The organism is Paenibacillus sp. JNUCC32 (genome assembly GCF_014863545.1).
GTDB lineage: Bacteria > Bacillota > Bacilli > Paenibacillales > Paenibacillaceae > Paenibacillus_AQ > Paenibacillus_AQ lautus_A.
Window position 1 is genome coordinate 5,488,626 of the sequence record NZ_CP062260.1, and the last position, 18,797, is coordinate 5,507,422.

The 18,797-nt window shown below is 52.4% G+C and carries 21 protein-coding genes; 4 read left to right on the forward strand and 17 right to left on the reverse strand.

The features are described 5' to 3' along the window. Positions 1-253: 253 nt before the first annotated feature. The 5 genes from JNUCC32_RS24150 to JNUCC32_RS24170 all read right to left on the reverse strand — a co-directional run bounded on the left by JNUCC32_RS24150 (position 254) and on the right by JNUCC32_RS24170 (position 4,469). Positions 254-523, reverse strand: coding sequence for an HPr family phosphocarrier protein (locus tag JNUCC32_RS24150; RefSeq protein ID WP_006207570.1), 270 nt, complete (start codon positions 521-523; stop codon positions 254-256). 101 nt (positions 524-624) lie between these two features. Next, positions 625-1,554 (reverse strand): DNA-binding protein WhiA, encoded by a 930-nt coding sequence (gene whiA, locus JNUCC32_RS24155; RefSeq protein ID WP_009593666.1) that lies wholly within the window; start codon positions 1,552-1,554, stop codon positions 625-627. Between the two features lie 5 nt (positions 1,555-1,559). Next, positions 1,560-2,501, reverse strand: a complete 942-nt coding sequence (locus tag JNUCC32_RS24160) for a gluconeogenesis factor YvcK family protein (protein ID WP_175320789.1) — start codon at positions 2,499-2,501, stop codon at positions 1,560-1,562. Positions 2,502-2,558: 57 nt separating this feature from the next. Further along, entirely contained in the window at positions 2,559-3,467 is a 909-nt protein-coding gene (gene rapZ / locus JNUCC32_RS24165; protein WP_009593644.1) for an RNase adapter RapZ, read from the reverse strand. Between the two features lie 51 nt (positions 3,468-3,518). Continuing rightward, positions 3,519-4,469, reverse strand: coding sequence for an ROK family glucokinase (locus tag JNUCC32_RS24170; protein WP_009593637.1), 951 nt, complete (start codon positions 4,467-4,469; stop codon positions 3,519-3,521). A gap of 312 nt (positions 4,470-4,781) precedes the next feature. Here JNUCC32_RS24170 and JNUCC32_RS24175 point away from each other — a divergent pair, with 312 nt between their 5' ends. Genes JNUCC32_RS24175 through JNUCC32_RS24190 form a run of 4 tightly spaced genes read left to right on the forward strand, consistent with a single transcriptional unit; the run spans position 4,782 to position 8,245 of the window. Next, on the forward strand, positions 4,782-5,705 hold the full coding sequence (locus tag JNUCC32_RS24175; RefSeq protein WP_192570100.1) for an ABC transporter ATP-binding protein: 924 nt from the start codon (positions 4,782-4,784) through the stop codon (positions 5,703-5,705). A 2-nt stretch (positions 5,706-5,707) separates the two neighbouring features. Continuing rightward, positions 5,708-6,454, forward strand: coding sequence for an ABC transporter permease (locus JNUCC32_RS24180; RefSeq protein ID WP_012818425.1), 747 nt, complete (start codon positions 5,708-5,710; stop codon positions 6,452-6,454). A 20-nt stretch (positions 6,455-6,474) separates the two neighbouring features. After that, positions 6,475-7,701, forward strand: a complete 1,227-nt coding sequence (locus JNUCC32_RS24185; protein WP_192570101.1) for a sensor histidine kinase — start codon at positions 6,475-6,477, stop codon at positions 7,699-7,701. Next, entirely contained in the window at positions 7,634-8,245 is a 612-nt protein-coding gene (locus JNUCC32_RS24190) for a response regulator transcription factor (protein ID WP_051425405.1), read from the forward strand. Before JNUCC32_RS24185 ends, JNUCC32_RS24190 begins: the two co-directional genes overlap by 68 nt. A gap of 125 nt (positions 8,246-8,370) precedes the next feature. Here the strand turns inward: JNUCC32_RS24190 and JNUCC32_RS24195 are convergent, their stop codons facing one another. The 12 genes from JNUCC32_RS24195 to JNUCC32_RS24250 form a co-directional block, all read right to left on the reverse strand. Beyond that, positions 8,371-9,384, reverse strand: coding sequence for a serine hydrolase domain-containing protein (locus tag JNUCC32_RS24195; protein ID WP_192570102.1), 1,014 nt, complete (start codon positions 9,382-9,384; stop codon positions 8,371-8,373). 120 nt (positions 9,385-9,504) lie between these two features. Beyond that, positions 9,505-9,873 (reverse strand): LytR/AlgR family response regulator transcription factor, encoded by a 369-nt coding sequence (locus tag JNUCC32_RS24200; protein WP_192570103.1) that lies wholly within the window; start codon positions 9,871-9,873, stop codon positions 9,505-9,507. 36 nt (positions 9,874-9,909) lie between these two features. Next, positions 9,910-12,990, reverse strand: a complete 3,081-nt coding sequence (locus tag JNUCC32_RS24205) for a hybrid sensor histidine kinase/response regulator (RefSeq protein ID WP_192570104.1) — start codon at positions 12,988-12,990, stop codon at positions 9,910-9,912. A 218-nt stretch (positions 12,991-13,208) separates the two neighbouring features. Beyond that, positions 13,209-13,406, reverse strand: a complete 198-nt coding sequence (locus JNUCC32_RS24210; RefSeq protein ID WP_012818421.1) for a hypothetical protein — start codon at positions 13,404-13,406, stop codon at positions 13,209-13,211. Positions 13,407-13,723: 317 nt separating this feature from the next. Beyond that, entirely contained in the window at positions 13,724-13,900 is a 177-nt protein-coding gene (locus JNUCC32_RS24215) for a hypothetical protein (RefSeq protein WP_009595674.1), read from the reverse strand. A 103-nt stretch (positions 13,901-14,003) separates the two neighbouring features. Further along, complete coding sequence (locus JNUCC32_RS24220) at positions 14,004-14,753, reverse strand: DUF3891 family protein (protein WP_192570105.1); 750 nt, start codon at positions 14,751-14,753, stop codon at positions 14,004-14,006. Positions 14,754-14,778: 25 nt separating this feature from the next. Beyond that, entirely contained in the window at positions 14,779-14,982 is a 204-nt protein-coding gene (locus tag JNUCC32_RS24225) for a DUF4177 domain-containing protein (protein WP_009595662.1), read from the reverse strand. A gap of 70 nt (positions 14,983-15,052) precedes the next feature. Beyond that, entirely contained in the window at positions 15,053-15,514 is a 462-nt protein-coding gene (locus JNUCC32_RS24230) for an NUDIX domain-containing protein (protein ID WP_012818419.1), read from the reverse strand. A 184-nt stretch (positions 15,515-15,698) separates the two neighbouring features. Beyond that, positions 15,699-16,175, reverse strand: coding sequence for a hypothetical protein (locus JNUCC32_RS24235; protein ID WP_012818418.1), 477 nt, complete (start codon positions 16,173-16,175; stop codon positions 15,699-15,701). Between the two features lie 48 nt (positions 16,176-16,223). Next, complete coding sequence (locus tag JNUCC32_RS24240) at positions 16,224-16,910, reverse strand: cytochrome c oxidase subunit 3 family protein (protein ID WP_192570106.1); 687 nt, start codon at positions 16,908-16,910, stop codon at positions 16,224-16,226. A gap of 45 nt (positions 16,911-16,955) precedes the next feature. After that, complete coding sequence (locus JNUCC32_RS24245) at positions 16,956-18,065, reverse strand: VanZ family protein (RefSeq protein WP_228468817.1); 1,110 nt, start codon at positions 18,063-18,065, stop codon at positions 16,956-16,958. A 279-nt stretch (positions 18,066-18,344) separates the two neighbouring features. Continuing rightward, complete coding sequence (locus JNUCC32_RS24250) at positions 18,345-18,758, reverse strand: hypothetical protein (RefSeq protein ID WP_192570107.1); 414 nt, start codon at positions 18,756-18,758, stop codon at positions 18,345-18,347. Between the last annotated feature and the right edge of the window lie 39 nt (positions 18,759-18,797).

Genomic DNA, 18,797 nt, shown 5'->3' on the forward strand with positions numbered 1-18,797 from the left:
AAGTTAAACGATGGCTTACGATTCGGAAAACAACGCAAAATAACCCCACCAAGTGGAGCTTATGCTTCGATGCTTATTCCCAATGCTTTGCGGCGACCCCAAAACGGATTAAAAAAGGACGGATGTCTCCGCCCCTTCTCTTCAATCATGTTCTTATGTACGCGACAAGCGAGCGAGAACCCCAAGGCAGCGCCTGATAGCAAAAAAAGCCTTGCTGTAACAAGACTTTTCTTAAACTTGAATCACGGTTACCCTATTGGTTCTCGAGTTCCTCTTTGCTCACCAAGTTCACGAGTGAAGTAACCGCTTGCTCAGCGTCAGCTCCCTCAGCACTAATGTAAACTTCCGTTCCTGAGCTGATCGCAAGGCTCATAATTCCCATGATACTTTTGGCATTTACTTTTTTATCATCTTTTTCAACAAAAATTTCAGATGAGTATTTATTCGCTTCCTGAACGAACAGCGCGGCCGGTCTGGCGTGAAGACCCGTCTTTAACCGAACGACTACCGGGTGCTTTGTCATGAAAATTACCCCCTATCTAATAAATCTGCTGCATTGAAAGCGCGATTGACATTTTATAATATTATACCATTTTACCATACAGGACACTAGAAGAAAAAATCTTAAGCATTCCGAATCTTTTCGGCCAATTCATCGATTTTGCGCAGACGGTGATTGACGCCTGATTTGCTGACGGTTCCTTTGAGCAATTCGCCGACTTCCTTCAGGTTCATATCCGGATGAGCCAGCCGAATCTCTGCCACTTCCCGCAGTTTATCGGGCAAATTCTCAAGACCCACTTCCTTTTGGAGCAGCTTGATGTTCTCAATCTGACGGACGGCCGCGCCGATCGTTTTGTTCAGGTTGGCGGTCTCGCAGTTTACGATCCGGTTCACCGAATTGCGCATGTCCCGCATAATCCGGACATCCTCAAACTTGAACAAGGCCTGATGGGCACCGATCAAATTGAGGAATTCGATGATTTTTTCGCCTTCCTTGATGTAGAAGATGAAGCCCTTCTTCCGCTCGATGCAGCGTGCGTTCAGATGAAATTCATTCGCCAGGTCCACCAGGGACTGGCAATGCTCCTCATACATCGAGGCAATTTCCAGATGGTACGAAGACCCCTCCGGGTTGTTCACGGATCCGCCTGCCATGAAGGCACCTCGCAGATAAGCCCGCTTACAGCAATTTTTGCGAACGATCTGCTCGTCGATGCGCGATTGAAACAGAAAGCCTTCGGAGACGATGCGAAGCTCTTTCAGGATCTCCTGAACCTGGGCGGGAATACGAACGATATATACGTTATTCTTCTTCAAACGCATTTTTTTACGCACCAAAAGTTCGGTATGCGCCTGGAAATGCTTCTTAATTAAGGAATAAATACGTCTTGCAATCGCGGCATTTTCCGTCGAAATATCCAGGATTACCTTTTTGTTCGAAAGCTGAACAGAGCCGTTCATCCGAATTAGCGCGGACAGTTCGGCTTTTTCACAGCAGCTCTGGCTTTCGATCATCGTCAGTTCTTTCTTCGTCTGTGCCGCAAAGGACAAGGTACTCACCCCTTTCGTGTAATCCAATCCTGTACCAGCTGAAATATATGATTGCTCAGCTTGTCAGCATCATGCCTTAAGTATGTTCTAAATAGCACAAGCTTATCGGCAATAAGTTTATATCCTCGGCTGGTCACCTCATCGCGGTCCAGCAGCACGGGCTTCGCGCCCTTCTGTGCATACTTGTCCTGAACCTGAGGCGGAATCTCACCATCATTAACAATAACATAATCGAACAGATGAAGACCAATATGGTCGTAAACGGCCTGCAAATGATCGCTCACCGTATAATTATCGGTTTCTCCCGGCTGCGTCATCACGTTGCACACAAACATTTTGATCGCTTCGGACGAGACAATGGCTTCGGCAAGCTTGGGAACCAGCAAATTGGGCAAAATACTGGTGTACAGGCTGCCCGGACCGATCAGAATCGCATCGGCCTGTTGAATCGCTTCCAGCGCTTCCGGCAGCGGTTCCACATGTTCCGGCTCCAGGAAGATCCGCTTGATGCGGCGCCCGGCCTCCGGGATTTTGGATTCGCCGGTCACAATCGTGCCGTCCTCCATCTCCGCATGCAGAATGACAGCTTCGCCCGCTGCGGGCAGCACCTGTCCGCGAACAACAAAAACCCGGCTCATCTCCTTGACTGCCGTGACAAAATCACCGTGCAAATCCGTCATGGCAGCCAGGATCAAATTGCCGAGGCTGTGCCCGGCCAGTCCCGAGCCATTCTTGAAACGGTATTTCAATATATCGGATAACAGCGGCTCCACATCCGCGAGTGCTGTCAGTACATTACGAATATCTCCCGGAGGCGGCATCTGCAACTCGCTACGCAGTATGCCGGAGCTACCCCCGTCATCCGCAACGGTGACGATGGCCGTAATATCGAGAGGCTTTTCTTTGAGTCCCCGCAGCATGACGGACAGCCCGGTTCCTCCACCCATCACGACGATGCGGGGGCGCTTTCTAGCTTGCACAGCCACATTTATCACTTCCCTTAATTAATGCCGATCCCGCTCAGAGTCGCGGTGGCTCACCGATACCGTCTCCGTTTCGCTGACGCCCAGCATTTTGCCGAGATACTCGGCAATCGCTACGGAACGATGCTTCCCGCCGGTACAGCCAATGCCGATGATCACCTGACTCTTGCCTTCCTTGCGGTACTGCGGGATCAAGAAATGCAGCATATCGAGCAGTTTGGTCAGAAAAGCTTGCGTCTCCGGCCATTTCATGACGTACTCGTATACATCGCTGTTTTGGCCGGTATTGGGCCGCAGATGCTCCACATAATGCGGATTGGGCAGAAAACGCACATCAAACACCAGATCGGCGTCAATCGGAATGCCGTACTTAAATCCAAAAGACGTAATGTTGACCGATAACGTGCTGCTCTCCAAATGCGTGAAGCGTGAGATGATCTTCTCCTTCAACCGCACAGGCTTCATGTTGCTGGTATCGATGACCTGGGTGGCCGAATTTTTCAGTTCATCCAGCATTTTGCGCTCCAATCGAATACCGTCGAGCGGCATGCCTTCCGGAGCGAGCGGATGGCGGCGACGGCTTTCCTTGTAACGCTGAACAAGCACGGAGTCCGTGGCATCCAGGAACAGAATCTCGCAGTGGATGGTGAAGTGGTCCTTGATGTAATTCAGCGACTCCGATAAAGCGGTGAAGAATTCGCGGCCACGCAGGTCGATGACCAATGCAACCTTGCCGATCTTACCCTTCGATTGATCGATCAGCTCCGCGAATTTCGGAATGAGCACCGGGGGCAGGTTATCGACGCAAAAGAATCCAAGATCCTCCAGACTTTGTACGGCCAAGGTCTTACCTGCTCCCGACATCCCGGTGATGATGATCAGGGTGGCCATGGATGATGTGTTGCTGCCGCGGTCGGCTGCTTCCAGCATCAGCTTTCCCTCCCTTATAAGTTTAGATCAGACGATGTATGGTGAATAATACTACGAACGCAAGTGCAAACCGGCTGCGCCAACAACGCCGGCGTCGTTGCCAAGCTCAGCTGGAACGATCCGTACGCCGCGCTGAAGCGGTTCCGGCGTCAGTTTAGCAAATACGGCACGAACTTCATTAAACAGAATGTCCCCGGCTTTGGAAACGCCGCCGCCGATGATAAACGCTTCGGGATTTAACACGGCAGCTACGGCTGCCATGGATTTGCCGAGGTAATAGGCTGCGCGATTCACGATGCGAATGGCGACTTCATCGCCCGCTTTCGCAGCATCAAACACTTCCTTCGCCGCAATGCTCTCCACATGCGCAAGGGAAGTGCGATCGCCGCGCTCAACGGCATCCTTCGCCATGCGGATAATGCCGGTTGCCGATGAAACCGTCTCCAGACAGCCCATTTCGCCGCATCCGCATTGAATGGCTTCCAGATCAGGCACGACCGAGATGTGCCCAAGCTCGCCGGCCATGCCGCCAAAGCCTTGATAAATTTTGCCGTTTACGATAATGCCCCCGCCCACGCCGGTTCCGAGCGTGTAGCATACGCAGTTCTCCACGCCGCGTCCTGCGCCGCTCCAAGCCTCACCCAGGGCAGCCACATTGGCGTCGTTGTCTATTTTGACGGGCTTGCCGAGACGCTCTTCAAGCAGTGCGCGAATCGGTACATCTTTAAATCCTACATTCGGTGCCAGAATGATGATGCCTTCACGTATATTCGTAAACCCGGCGAAACCAGCTCCCACACCAGCAAGTTGATCCCAGCTGTATGGCGATTCTTCCACAATGTGACGCACATATTTCTCAATGTTGTCGATAACCGTGTCAACGCCTTTGGCTGTTTCCGTCGGCCCTTCGTACTTCTGCAGAAGATGCCCTTCTTCGTTACATATTCCAACTTTAATAGCTGTTCCGCCAAGATCGACACCGACGTAGATGTTCTCAGACATGTTTCAAGCCACCTTTTTCCTTCTATATTATAGATTGCTCCTACTGTACCCACTATAATTGAAGGCACTCCTGCGGTCAAGAGAAGACAACCGGACGTGAAACTCGAACCAGCCCTTTAAATTCGCATGTGTAAACGCATACACTCACATTCGAAATCGCCCCTGTTTGTTCATAATCTTGCTTCCCCAACTCCCCCCGATAAATCCAACATGACAAAAGTCACTCCGAAGTGATGACATCCTTTACTAACGGCAACTCCTTCGCTTTCGTATGATGAGAACAGATCATTTCGATTACGGAGGAGCGATTCCATGACAAACCCAATCCATGAACCTATTGCAGAGCTGCGGCAGGTAACCAAGATGTTCGGGAGCAAAAAAGCCGTCAACCAAGTGTCGTTTACGATAGAAAAAGGATCCATCACAGCCATTCTCGGTCCTAACGGGGCCGGCAAATCAACCGCCATCTCCATGATGCTGGGCCTTAAGGACGCCAGCGAAGGCAAGGTTCTCCTGTTCGGCCAAAGCCCGAAGGACTTGAAGGTCAGAGAGAAGATCGGCGCCATGCTTCAAGAAGTCAGCGTCATGGACGGGCTTCGCACACGCGAGATCATCAACCTCATTCGCGGCTATTATCCGAATCCGCTGTCGCTTGACGACATCGCCCTGCTAAGCGGGCTCACACCCGAAGAGCTTAACAAATGGGCCGTTAAAATGTCCGGCGGCCAGAAACGCAAACTCAGCTTTGCGCTGGCGATTGCAGGCAACCCCGAGCTGTTATTCTTCGACGAGCCGACGGTCGGCCTGGATACCTCGGCACGCCGGTTATTCTGGCAGACGGTGCGCAAGCTGGCCGATCAGGGAAAAACCATCCTGTTCACCACGCACTACCTGCAAGAGGCGGACGATATGGCAGACCGCATACTGCTGTTCCATCAGGGTCAGGTGGCTGCAGACGGCACGCCGGAAGCGATCAAAGCCAAGCTGACCCGAAGGTCGGTCTCCTTTATCGTGGATGCAGACCACCGGCAGGTCAAGGAGCTGCTGCGTGAAGTACCCGGCGTCACCGATGTGTTTGAGAACAATGGCCGTTTGAACGCCGTCACGGATGATACGGACACGGCGCTGGCTGCCTTGTTCCGGGCCGGGCTCGCCGTACGCGACGTTCGCATCGATCAAGGAAGTCTGGATGAAGCATTTGACCTATTAACGATGGATCAAGGGGAGGCCGTATAATCATGACAACCTGGAAACTGATTACCTTACAATGCAGAATGGAATTGCTTCGAATGGTACGCAATCCGTATTATATTTTCTGGTCGCTGGCGATGCCGATCCTGTTTTATTTCATTTTTACCCGCGTCGTGAATACGGGGGCGGACGATGCCGGACAATGGCAGGCGCATTATCTCATGTCGATGGCATCCTTCAGCGTCATGGGGACCGCCATCATGTCCCTCGGCATACGACTCGTTCAGGAACGAGTACAGGGCTGGGCCGTATACATGCGTGTAACGCCGCTTCCCGGCAGCGTGTACTTCTTCGGCAAAATGTTTGTGCAGACGGTTATGCATCTGCTCTGCATTATCGTGATTTTCGTAGCCGGCTACCTGATTAACGGCGTCTCCCTCACCTTCGGACAGTGGCTGCTCAGCGGACTGTGGATTCTGATCGCATCCGTTCCGTTTCTTGCCATCGGCACCCTGATCGGCTCCATGAAACGGGTCGATACGGCAAGCGGCGTCAGCAACGGCATCTACTTGGGACTGGCCGTTACGGGCGGGATGTGGTTCCCGATCGAAGCGATGCCTTCCATCATGCAGGCCATCGGCAAGTGGATGCCTTCCTACCATTTCGGCGGAGGCGCCTGGTCGATCGTGCGCGGAGAAGCGCCGGGCCTGGACAATTTCATGGTTTTGGCAGGATATTTGGTCGTATTTATGTTACTATCCACCTATATTCGGAAAAAACAACAAGCCGATTAAGGAGATAGGATGATGGCTTCATGAAAAAATTGAAAGAGGCAAAATCCGCGGGGTTCGAGGTGTTTCCAACGCAGCTGGGGTTTTTCCCCTATTTATGGCTCATTTATATGTCCCTTCCCGTGATCAACATGCTGCGCGAGGAAGGCTGGAAGATGGGGATCGGCTTTGCGCTGATCGGCTTGTTTCTTGTCACCTACCGCCAGCTCTACTTCGCCGCGGGTACCCCTCGTTTCTTTGTGTGGCTGGGCATTCAGATGTCCATCATTTTCATTCTCTGCATGTGGTATCACCCGACCTACATGTACATGGGCTTTTTTACGGCCAATTTCATCGGCTGGTATACCGACCGGCGCAAATTCACGATATCCCTCGTGCTGTTTGGCATCATCGAGACGATTCCTTTAATCAAGAACGCGAGCATGCTGGGAAAGGATCTGCTCTTTATGATTCCTTTCTTTCTCATCATGCTGTTTTCGCCCTTCGGCATCCGCTCGCTGAACCGGCGACAGGAGTTGGAGAGGGAGCTCGCCGAGGCTAACGAGCAAATCCGCAATCTGATTAAAGGCGAAGAGCGGATGCGTATTGCCAGGGATCTTCACGACACCTTGGGTCATACCCTGTCTCTCATCACGTTGAAGAGCCAGCTTGTGGAGAAGCTGGCGGCTAAGGACCCCGTGAAGGCCCAACTGGAAGCCCGGGAGATCCAGAATACCTCGCGGGCTGCGCTTCGCCAAGTGCGTGAACTGGTATCCGACATGCGGACCGCCACCCTGCCCGAGGAATTATTGGAGGCCCAGATCATTCTGGAGAGCGCCGATATCCAGCTGGTCTCCACCGGTGATCCCAAGCTGGAGGGCATATCCGACTTGGCCCACAACATTCTGAGCCTCTGCTTGCGGGAAGCCGTGACCAACGTAGTGAAGCACAGCCAGGCAAGCCAGTGCCGAATCGACATCGAGTCGCTGGATAATGAATGGCGGCTGTTGGTGGCGGACAACGGAATCGGCCTTAAGGGCAAAGATGCTGGGGCATCCAGTACCGACAGCAATGGCTTGAAGGGGATGGCGGAACGGCTGTCCCTCATCGGGGGCACCGTTGAGGCCGTCTCCGGGCCGCAAGGCACGAAATTGAGCATTCGCGTTCCGATCATCATCAAGAACCGGAAGGAGGACACCACCCATGAGCATCAAAGTGCTGATAGCCGAGGACCAGCGAATGCTGCGCGGCGCTCTGGCTTCCTTGCTTGATTTTGAAGACGATATCGATGTGATCGGTCAAGCCGGCGACGGCGAGGAAGCCCTATCGCAGATTGCCATCCATCAACCGGATGTTTGCTTGCTGGATATCGAAATGCCTGTGCGCAGCGGCCTCGAGGTGGCGGAGGAAGTAAAGCGGCGCGGGTATGCCAGCCGGGTTATCATCCTGACTACGTTCGCCAGGCCCGGTTATTTCGAGCGGGCCGTACAGGCCGGCGTCCAGGGCTACCTGCTCAAGGACGAGCCCAGCGAACGGCTGGCGGAAGCCATCCGGAGAGTGATGGATGGGCGCCGGGAAGTTTCCCCTGAACTCGTATTCGGGACGTTGTCCGGTGCGGGTGCCAACCCGCTTACCGAACGCGAACGGGAAGTGCTGCGGCTGGCCGCAGACGGAAACAGCTCCAATGATATCGCAGCGAAGCTGCACTTGTCCTACGGAACGGTCCGCAACTATATGTCCGAGATTCTAAGCAAGCTGAATGCCAAGAACCGGATCGAGGCCATCTCGTTGGCGGAAGAGAAGGGATGGATATAGGCCGGCAGCCCCTGGAAGCCTTTGCGAGGCGCGAGCGGTATGGCTTAATACGGTTTGTAAACGACCGTCCCATAGAGAAACAGCCCCGGGCGTGTTCATTGCCCGGGGCTGTTTTTATCACGGTATCAATTGAATAAAGCTTCCTCTATGGTTTGCATCATTTCAAAAGCGCCGTCGCTGGCATTGGATGCCACGACCAACGTATGCCCGGTGTCCGGATAATACGCGGATCGGAAATTCACGCCAGGGTCGTAGCCCATGACATGATATTTGTACACATTTCCATTCTTCTCGGTGATCCAGACGCCAAGCCCATATTTCAGGTCACTGTCCGGGTCGTGCGAATGGGCAGCCAGCAGCTGCTCCGTCATCGATGCCGAGAGCAGCGTATTGGACAAGAGCCCTCTCCATAGCTTTGCCATGTCCGGCGCCGTCACATACGCCCCGCCATCGGCATAACCCTGAATCGGAATGGCATACTGATTCGTTCTCCACGTACCGTCCTCCTCATCGATATACCCGTAAGCCGTATTCGCGGGCAGGCGATCCAGCGGGAAATATCCCGAATCGTTCATGCCGCAAGGCTCAAAGACAAACTGCTGGACATAATCGGGGAACGACAGGCCGGCATGCTGTTCAACGATCAGGCCAAGCAACACAAAGCCTGCATTGTTATAGTGGAATCTCTCGCCGGGTTGAAATTTCATGGGCTCATTCTGGAACAAAGGGAGAAAGTCCCTTCCACTCCGGAGCGTATACATCGGCACGGCCTTCCACAAATCCTCAAAGTCGTCCATGACCTCTTCATCAAAGTAATCCGGAACGCCTGAGGTGTGGCTCAGTAGATGAAACACCGTAATCTCCGGGCTAACATGCGGCAGGCGAATATCCAGACACTCGCTCAGCTTGCTGTCCAGCGACAGCTTGCCTTGTTCAATAAGCTGACAAACCGCAATCCCGGTGAACAGCTTGCAGCCTGAAGCGATGCCGAACCTGGTGTCCGCTTGATTCGGGATGCGGTCGGCCCGATTGGAATAGCCGAAGGCGGCATTCCATATGATGTTGCGATTTTGATCCGTTAAGAGCACCGTTCCCGAAAAATGGCTGTTAGCAGCCCATTCCTCCATTTTATGTATCATCTGTTGATCCCATCCTTTATCTAGGATAGGCATATTTTAACATGAATGAGTAAAGGGGATCCCGGTACAAGACCAGTTTAACGAAAAAATACCCCGAATTCCGGAATTGCGTTCCGCCCATCAGAGGGAACTCCGCTCATGTCTGCGCTGCACCAACTGCGTAACCGTGAGGCTGAAACGTTCCGGATCCACCGGCTTCAATAAATAATGGCGGGCATCCCACTCCGGCGAATCCGCGGCTTCGGCCGTCACATAGACGATATGAACGTCAGGCTCAAGCAGTACCAGTCTTTCGCCTGCTTCCAGCCCGGTCATTCCAGGCATATCGATGTCCAAAAATACAACATCCGCCTTGCAGGATCGCCATTGCTCTATTGCATCCTGAGCCCGAGTGAACATGCCTGCCACCTGCAGGCGCCCATCACGTTCAATGAGCCGCTGCATATGCATCAGCGCCGGATTCTCATCATCAATCACGATGGCTTTCATGTCGTCAATCCCTCCCCCTATTCGTTGTTCGTCACATCACGGACGAGAAGAAGGCACCTCAAAGCTTACGGAAGTACCGTTCCCGGGCCGACTCTCAATTTGAAGGCCTTTGCCGTACAGCGTAAGCAATCGGGCGTGTATGTTTCGAAGCCCCACGCCACCATCCGAATCGGACGCGGCGGAGAGCAAGGCGTTAACCTTCTCCTCGCTCATGCCGACGCCGTTATCCGAAACGGAAATGGTAATGTGCCCTTCGCGTTCATGAATGGAAATATGGACCGTTCCCCCGGATATCCGCTTCGTAATCCCATGCCGCACCGCGTTTTCCACGATCGGCTGTATACTGAGCGGCGGTACCAAGGCATCTAATGGCGCATGAACATCATATTCAACGGTTAAACGATCCTCGAACCGCGCCTGTTCCAGGAACAAGTAAGACTGCAATAAGGCCATTTCCTTCTGCAGCGGGCCAAGCTGGTCGCGGTTCTGGAAGTCGAAGCTGCCACGCAGATAATGGCTCAGCTCGATCAGCAGCCGCGTCGCTTTGTCCGGATCCGTATACAGCACGGCCAGAATGGTATTCAACGCGTTCGACATGAAATGCGGCTTGATCTGGGCTTGGAGGAAAGCCATCTCCGCCGAAATGGTCTGCCGAACGGACCGCCGGAGCTCCAGCAGATTCCGGACCCTCGCTCGCAGCTCATCGGCTTCCACCGGCTTTCTCAGGAAATCGTTCGCCCCCGCCTGCAGGCCTGTTCGAACATCGTCGGGCAAGCTTCGGGCTGTCAGCATGAGCATGGGCAGCTCGAAGAGCGTGAATTGCTGCCGGACCGTCAAGCACAGCTGCAATCCGGACATCCCCGGCATCATCCAGTCCGTGATGACCAAATCGATCCCTTGCCCCGACCGGATGTGCTCAAGTGCCCGGGCTCCGTTGCCTGCGGTAATCAAATGGTAATTTTCCGCCGATAGTAGGCTGCGAAGCACCTGCAGATTAACCGGATCATCGTCAACCAGCAGCACGGTAGACCCCTTCGAATGCTGCCTAGGCTCATCCTGCTCGGGAACGCGTTCCTTTGCCGCGGCGACCAGGACTTCCCCCGTTCCTCCGAAGCCGGCCAATGTTGCCTGCGGGGGGATTTGCGTAGACGGCAGCGTAAAGTGAAAGGCTGAACCCGCACCGGGCATAGACTCGGCCCAAATCTCCCCTCCGCCCAGCTCTACCAGTTTTTTCGTAATGCTCAGTCCGATGCCAGTGCCGCTATATTCCCGATCGGATGCATATCCGATCTGATCGTAGGATTTGAACACATCGATCAGCCGCTCCGGTGAGATGCCGATCCCCGTATCCGTCACCGATATCCGCACATGGCCGTTCAGCGCATGAGCGGTGACCTGTACCGTCCCCGTCTCCGTGAATTTCACTGCATTCCCAAGCAGGTTATACAGAATTTGCCGCAATCGATCCTCATCGGTATCCAGCCATGGCAGATTGTCCGGCCATTCCTGCTTCAGGGAAAGCGGTTTGCCCGCGGCAAGGTGCGTCACCACTTCGAGCACGGATTGGGTGACGGCTTTCAGGTCGACCGGCTGCCGTTTAAGCACAATCTCCCCATTTTTCAATTTGCTAAAATCGAGAATATCATTCACGAGCGTGGATAACCGCTTGCCGGTGGACACAATCATGGAAAGCTCCCTGGACTGTCGATCGCTTACGGAGCCTGAGCTTCCGTCCATCAGGGACTGGGCAATATTCACGATGCCATGCAGAGGCGTTCGAAGTTCATGCGATGTATTCGCCATAAATTCGTCCTTCAAACCATCCAAGGTCAGCAGTCTTCGGGAAAGCTGGTCTACGTCGGTAAACGCCCTGGAGAAGCGCTGAGCAAGCAGCATCGCCTGCGTTACCACAAACAGCAGCATCTCAAGCGGAACGATGGCCAGGCTGTTGTAAACTCCCATTAAGCTGAGTACATGGACGGCAATCACCACCATAATGCTCAGAATGCCGATCACCATAAATTCCGTATCCGCAGACCTTCGCCAAATTCCCCTTCCCATCACGAACGTGATATATCCAATGATAAATACCGAGAACATATAAATGACCGGCTCCATTTTCGAGAAGACAACCGTGGGCAATGCAAGCCCGATTCCAACGGCTATCATCGTTGCCGCATTGCTTAAACGCAGGGCCCATCGGTGAACAAGGCCCTGAACGGCTTCCGCTATATACCGCAGCAAAAAATAATACACGAAGGCGGAAAAAACCAGCTGAATCCGGATGAACCATTCATATGAAAGATCGGGCCATACCGAAGACAACAGCTTCTGGCCGTGCGTAGCCACGTAGATCATCGAGGACAGACAGAATAGCCCCAGATACAGGAGCGCTTTCTCGTTCCGCTGCATTCGATACAGCAACAAAAAGTACATAGCAGGAATCAGGAAGCCCGCGAGGGTCATCAGATCGACAAACACGGCGGTTTCACGGCTCTTCATCACCGCTTTCATATCCCCGAATATCAGCGGTGAATAGATGCCGCCTGAAGAATAGATAAAGTTGGTCACCTGGACCAGGATTTCAACTTCCTTCCCGCTTATCTGGGCATAACCGACGTAGGGAATATTGTTCGGTGTGCTCCCCGCTTCCGACATGCCGGGGGAGCCGCTGGCCCCGATCTCCTGACCGTTCATAAAGATCCGGTTAGCCGTCCGTATGTTGCCGGTATGAAGGCCGTAAATGCCTTCCTCCGCCTTTAATCGAACAACCATCCTAAACGTTCCGACACCCTCAGGCCCGGACTCGCCGTTCTCCGTAACATAGCGGTTCCACTTGCCGGGTATCGATACGACGCTTGTGGGAGACGGCCTCTTCTCATTCGGTGTTCCGGGTCCAAAGCTCTCCGGGGTTAACAGCTGTCCCCGATAGAACTCCCACTCCCCGTTGAGCGGGACCCCGCCTTCCTTCGAAAAGTCCCACGCTGTTAAATCAAGTCTTCCTTGGAAAGCTTCAGGACTTACATTCGGGGTCACGATAAACCGAACGATAAACCATATGGGCAAGAGTATAACCAATGCCAACCCCGCAAACATCACGCGCCGCTTTTTGTTCATGACTGACCTACTTCTCTATATAAATGTTAGGATTCTGCCAACATAGAGCTGCAAAGCTACCCCATATATCGGCATTTGGAATCAAGATGAAGAATCCCCTATAAACTATTCTCTGCAAGCATGAAAAAAACCCTCCTGCCAACCGTGGCGAATTCATCATTTATGAATCCGATTCACGGCTTGCTAGAAGGGCTGACTTATACAATTTACATATTGGACTAATATTTCGCCCACATGGTCAGCAGAATTACCGGGACCGCAAAAATAAGCAAACCGACCCCGATCATCGCGGCGACCTGCAGCATAAATGCTTGTTTGGATGGACCGGACGGCTGCGGTATTCCGCATTGAACGCAACGATTGGAGGCAGCATATACCTTACCGCCGCAGCTGACACAAATCCCATGATTCCTCATGATTAACGCTCCTTTGCTTGTTAAAACAACATCGACATCAAGACATTTCTATATCGGTTAACATGCTGTGATGAATCGAAGCCCGGCCGACCGCCATTAAAAAGCAATCATGGATGCCGGATTTTTATTTGTGAATATTATCACATAAATACGATCACAAGTAAAGACATGAATCGTTTATGATCCATGTTATCGGAACCTCCCCCTTCTCCGGATAAGATCAAACCTGGAACCGGCACAAAACCAGGAAGCCTGCGGCTCCCTGGTGTATGCTTCTTTCCTGAAATCTAATCCGGACCACCCTGCGGGGAGGGGGGTTATTTGTTCTTGGCATGCAATACCAAGTTTCCTACTCCACCAATCGCAAACAACAAGGAAACGATTCCGAATCCCCATTGCCATGAGCTTCGATCCGTTATGAAAACAACCACCAAGAACGCTATCGCGGCCAAAAAATTAAGCAGTGCCACGATCAAAAATTCTTTTTTCTTCATTGTTCATCCTCTACATTCCTACAGAATCAAGTCTGTCCAGTCTACGTGCCGCTGTCGTGATCATATCATATTTTGGGCTGCGAAGTATGATTGCTTATTCAGGCTACCGTATAAATGTTATCGTCTGCTCGGTCCACGGCGCACCATCAAAAGCCTTCGCCACTCCCTGAGCAACAATCTCCGCCTTCAGCACGTATTTCCACTTCACCGTAGCCGACCATGCTCCTTCGAACAGAAACGGACTCAATCTGATTTCATGTTCGCTGGCCCAAGCCGCCAAGACCCTTTCCCCATCGATCGTCATATCGAAGCCCTCTTTGAACCATGGATGCTCCTGATCCTTGGAAACACCCGGCGCGTTCATGTTCACATAGAGCGAGATGTCGTCGCACAGCTGCAGCAGGCCAAACTGCCTGTGAATCACGGCTTCGCCCGGAAACGAATAATGATCACGCAGCCGTTTTTGCCGATCCAGCTCTTCATGATAGAATTCCACCAGCGGCGCTTCGGTGGCGTTTTTCATAAATGACGCGAAATGAAGGCTGCAGAGATACCCTGCATACGGACTCATCGCTTCGATCTCATCTACGCCCCTGGTATACATCAGCATCTTCGGCATGACCGGATAATCGATAAAAGTGAACGGAGTCCGGCTTGCATCATTCCAGATCGGCGTATCATCCATCCGAAGCCAGGCGCGGTCATGCTCGGTTATAGCCAGCAGCACTTCTTCCCTAACCGTCTCATCCATAAACAGCTCTCTCCGAAAGCCCCGGGCCACATCGCCGGAGAAGCGGCCATGGTCGTCCTGGGTCGTCATAACAAAAGCATCTTCCGTCTCGCGAATGATCATCCGATCATCTCCCTTCGATTCGTCCTTACCCCAGATAAGCCTTTCGTTTCATCACGGCAATGATATCTCTGGACTGGCCTTGATGCACGCTCGTATCGAAACACGAGATCAATTCCCAGCCGTCAATCCCGTAGCTGTTCAGTAAATCTTCGAATTCTTCTTCGTTCACTTTCCCCCCAAGGAATCCTCCGGTTTTGTATTTCAGCGTTTTGTATTCCCATTGATCCATAGTCGGCATCCCCCGTTATCCCATTGATTTTGACAACAAACCTCGAGACCTTCCAACCTGCAGACATCCATCAGTTCGTATCCCCGACATAGCAAACCGCTGAGCGTCCCGCTTTATCCATCAGCGGCTTGACCAGCGAGCGGGGATATATTCGTATCCCATCCAATGAAGACAAATCGATCCATTCCACGCCCACCTGGTATTCATCCGGGTTATGTCCTTGAAACAGATCCCCCTCATCCGCCAAACGGCATTCAAAATAAAACTCCACTTGGTGCACGTCGGAATCCCATTCCGCGAACTCGTGGTTGGACCCTATGTATTCACGGACATGCAGCAGATCTTGAACTTCCACCCTGCGCCCGATTTCCTCCAGGCACTCCCTAACCACGGCTTGCACCAAGGTTTCGCCCTTCTCTTGCCCGCCGCCAGGGAACAGATAGAAGTCCCCCCATTGGTCTACATTCTTCGTTAAAAGGATTTGGTGATCTCGGACAATCATCGCTTTGGCCGAGTTTCGAATCGGTTTCATGGGCAATCTCCTTATCGTAACGTTTCTTTCTATTTTCTATTGTAGCAAAAATAAATCCTCTATAGGCGAACCCACTGTCTGCATATTGGTACAAACCGATAACAAGCCGGTATACCATGAGCATGCTCAAAGAATACCGGCTTGTTTTGCGCTGGAAGCATAACTCTCGGTCCGGCTCTTTTTGCTAGCGCCTGTATGAGCCATCCTTCCGCTTCTTTAATACGATGACCGCCACGCACCCAACGATCAACAGGATCAGCCCTGCGGCAATCCAATCCTTGATGACCATCCACGAAACACGGGCACCCCCATACTCGCCCTCATAATGAGCCATAAGATAGCCGGCCTGCGTCTCAACCGCTATGGCGGTTTCGGGGGCGATTCCCTGGACCGCATAGTATTTCGTACCCTTCGGGTACACATTGGAGAAGTTACCGCCGTAGGTCCCTTCCCGATCCGTATGGTAGGTGACCTTTCCCACCACGTCTCCAAGCGCAGACGCTTCCACGGGATTTTCCGACATGACATAGATCTTCCCGTCATTCACGACAAACGAATAAGCCCATGAGGCAAGCGCAGCGGGCGATGAACACATGACCAACAACAGAAGCGTAATCAGCGATATTTTCATATACCTTTCCGTGCGAAGAAAATTCGGCATGGTCCACCTCGGATATCAGAGTCATGTACCTTCGTTCGTAACGGGAGGCTATTTCACCTGCTTGCTCCTGCCATCGACGATCAGCTCGATGCCCGGCTCGTTCGTTCCGCCGGACATACTGTAGGAAGGGTCCGGCTGATCCAAGAAACCGTCAAAGGTTTCGCGAATCTCTATCCGGCCTCGCGGCCGAACCGTAACCACCTTAGGCTCGAAATCAATCGTCCTTCCGCCAATATCAAGGCTTAGCGGGCGTACCGTTACCTGCCGCTCGGTGCCGTAACTGTAAATTTGAATCTGGCAGCGTGCCAGAATAGCCTCGTTCTCTGTACGATAATCGCATTTGCTGTCTTTTTTGGTATAGGCGACGCTGGATATTCCGCTCGAATTGAAATTCGCCACAAACATGACGGACTCCGATACGAATGGAAAAACGACGATCCATGCGACACAGCCGATCATTACCCGGCTCAAAATCTTCGGATAAAGCGGGCGATAAATGCTCGTTACCCGCAGAATGCCGATCGTCAATAAGATAAGACCTGCAATAACGGGCAGATGAAGACCATAGTTGCCTTGCTTAGTCCATGGGGAAATCCCTGCCCAGCGGAACAGATCATCCCCGAACGAATAGCCCAGATGCTGATTGGAAATGAAGAGCAAACCCAGGATGATGGCAGAAATGGAGAGGATTTTGCCTTTCAGTTGTATCTCCTCCTCGACGAATCCATTTTCCACATTATAACAAATAAGAAGACCCGTGGTAACCTGCTTTAATCCGCTTTATCCACGGGTTTTATTCTCTACGATAGCGAGCCTTGTTCCACTCTTGGCCTCATGCAGCAGCTTCCGGTCGCGATGAATGAGACATAACAGCACGTGAAGGAACACAACTGCGTCCAGCAGCAATATCCCCAGCGCGTACATCGCAAGCAGGACATTAGAACCGGTAACATTAACCGTAATGAACAAGGCATGGAACCCGCCCCATACCACATAGAGCAGGCCGTTGCGGACAATCACTTCCTTCAGCTTCAGATGTTCGCCCGCTCCGCGGATCTGGACCCGGACGACCCATTTCCCCAGCGTCTGCCCCTGCATCATATAAGGCAGCACGATATAATATAAAATCACGGCAAAGAAGTATGCACCCCTCACGTTTATTACGGTCAGCACGCCAATGATCGGCAGTATGACCGCTGCATCAATGCCAAAAGCAATGGCCCGGCGCGTATAACTGACCCGCTTCTGCGACAGATCCACCTTCTCATCCAGACGATCCAGGCGGGGCAGGTGATTTTTCATCCAATCGGCCAGCACGAGGCCCATCATTCCGCCCAGGGTATTCATCAGCAGATCGTCCACGTCAAACAATCGGTACGGGTGATCATAGAAGCCGTAAATGCCGGTCACCTGGGTTACCTCAAAGAACAACGACAAGCCGAACGAGGCCGCCAGACACGCAACCCAGGACGCTCTCGCATAATAACGAAGGAACATGCCGAACGGCACCACGAGTAAGACGTTAAACACGACCTGCAAGAAGGCTCTCTCCTTCAACAAATGCGTGTAAGTCGATGGCACGCCCCATACCACTTTGGTCTCCTTTAAGATGTCCTGTATGAAATTCAGCGGCATCCACTGCATAACCGAGGCCACATCCATCGGAGCATTATGGCGCGAGGCAGGCAAAGGAAGGAGCACAAGATACACTGCGTTCATCATGTACAGCAGGAATAAATACAGCAGAAATCCCCGGAATTTATTAAAATAACCATATTTGCGATACTGCACGATCAGAAAGGGAACTGCGCACAGCAAAGCCGCTATGGGAAAGGTTAAAAATGCATAGGATATCGGAAATAGATAGGCTTCCAGCATGCTCTCGTTCACTCCCTCCGTGATGTTCTACTTATAAAGTACAGGACCAAGTTTAAATGACGGGGATCCCTTCGTTTAAAATGCGTTTAAAAAACGCATAACCGCATCAAGGCCGACATGCCTGTCAGCCTCGCGCGTCGCAAACCGAATAACCCACACCATCAGTGTGGGCAGGTCACCATATACAAAGACGCATGGATTCAATGTCATCGGAATAACATGGTCGTTATTCCCGCCTTACGCGTTTATGTTGGCGGGAGTCGGCCCCAGTCCTGCTTCCATGAAGTCCCGTTATTCCTTCCGTTTGCCGACGGCTTTTCCAAAGCTAATCTTTCGCGGAAGTCCCAGCTTGAATTCTTCACGGTGCCCATTCCACTCTATCTGGATCGTTAGATCCTTGTTCGGGTTCATCATATCGAGCAGATGCGCCAAATCCAGCCCACCCTTGGTCTCCTTCATGGCAGCATGGTCGGTCCCCACGACGATTCCGCCTTCCTGGAAGCGGCCCGTCATGTCCTCCAGCCGATAGTTAATCTGCCCATGTTCCAGAGGCTCCTTCCCCGAGTACTGAAGCTTCAGCTTTCCGCCAAGCGCATCCTGAAACACGGTAAGCTTCGCATTGACCCTATCCTGATGGGAAACGACATAAGTCGCTTTCCAAGACTCACCCTTACCTATCAAGGTCATGGTTTTATTTCGATTCACGGGACACCCCTCCTCACGCGGAACGACCAGCTATCTCGA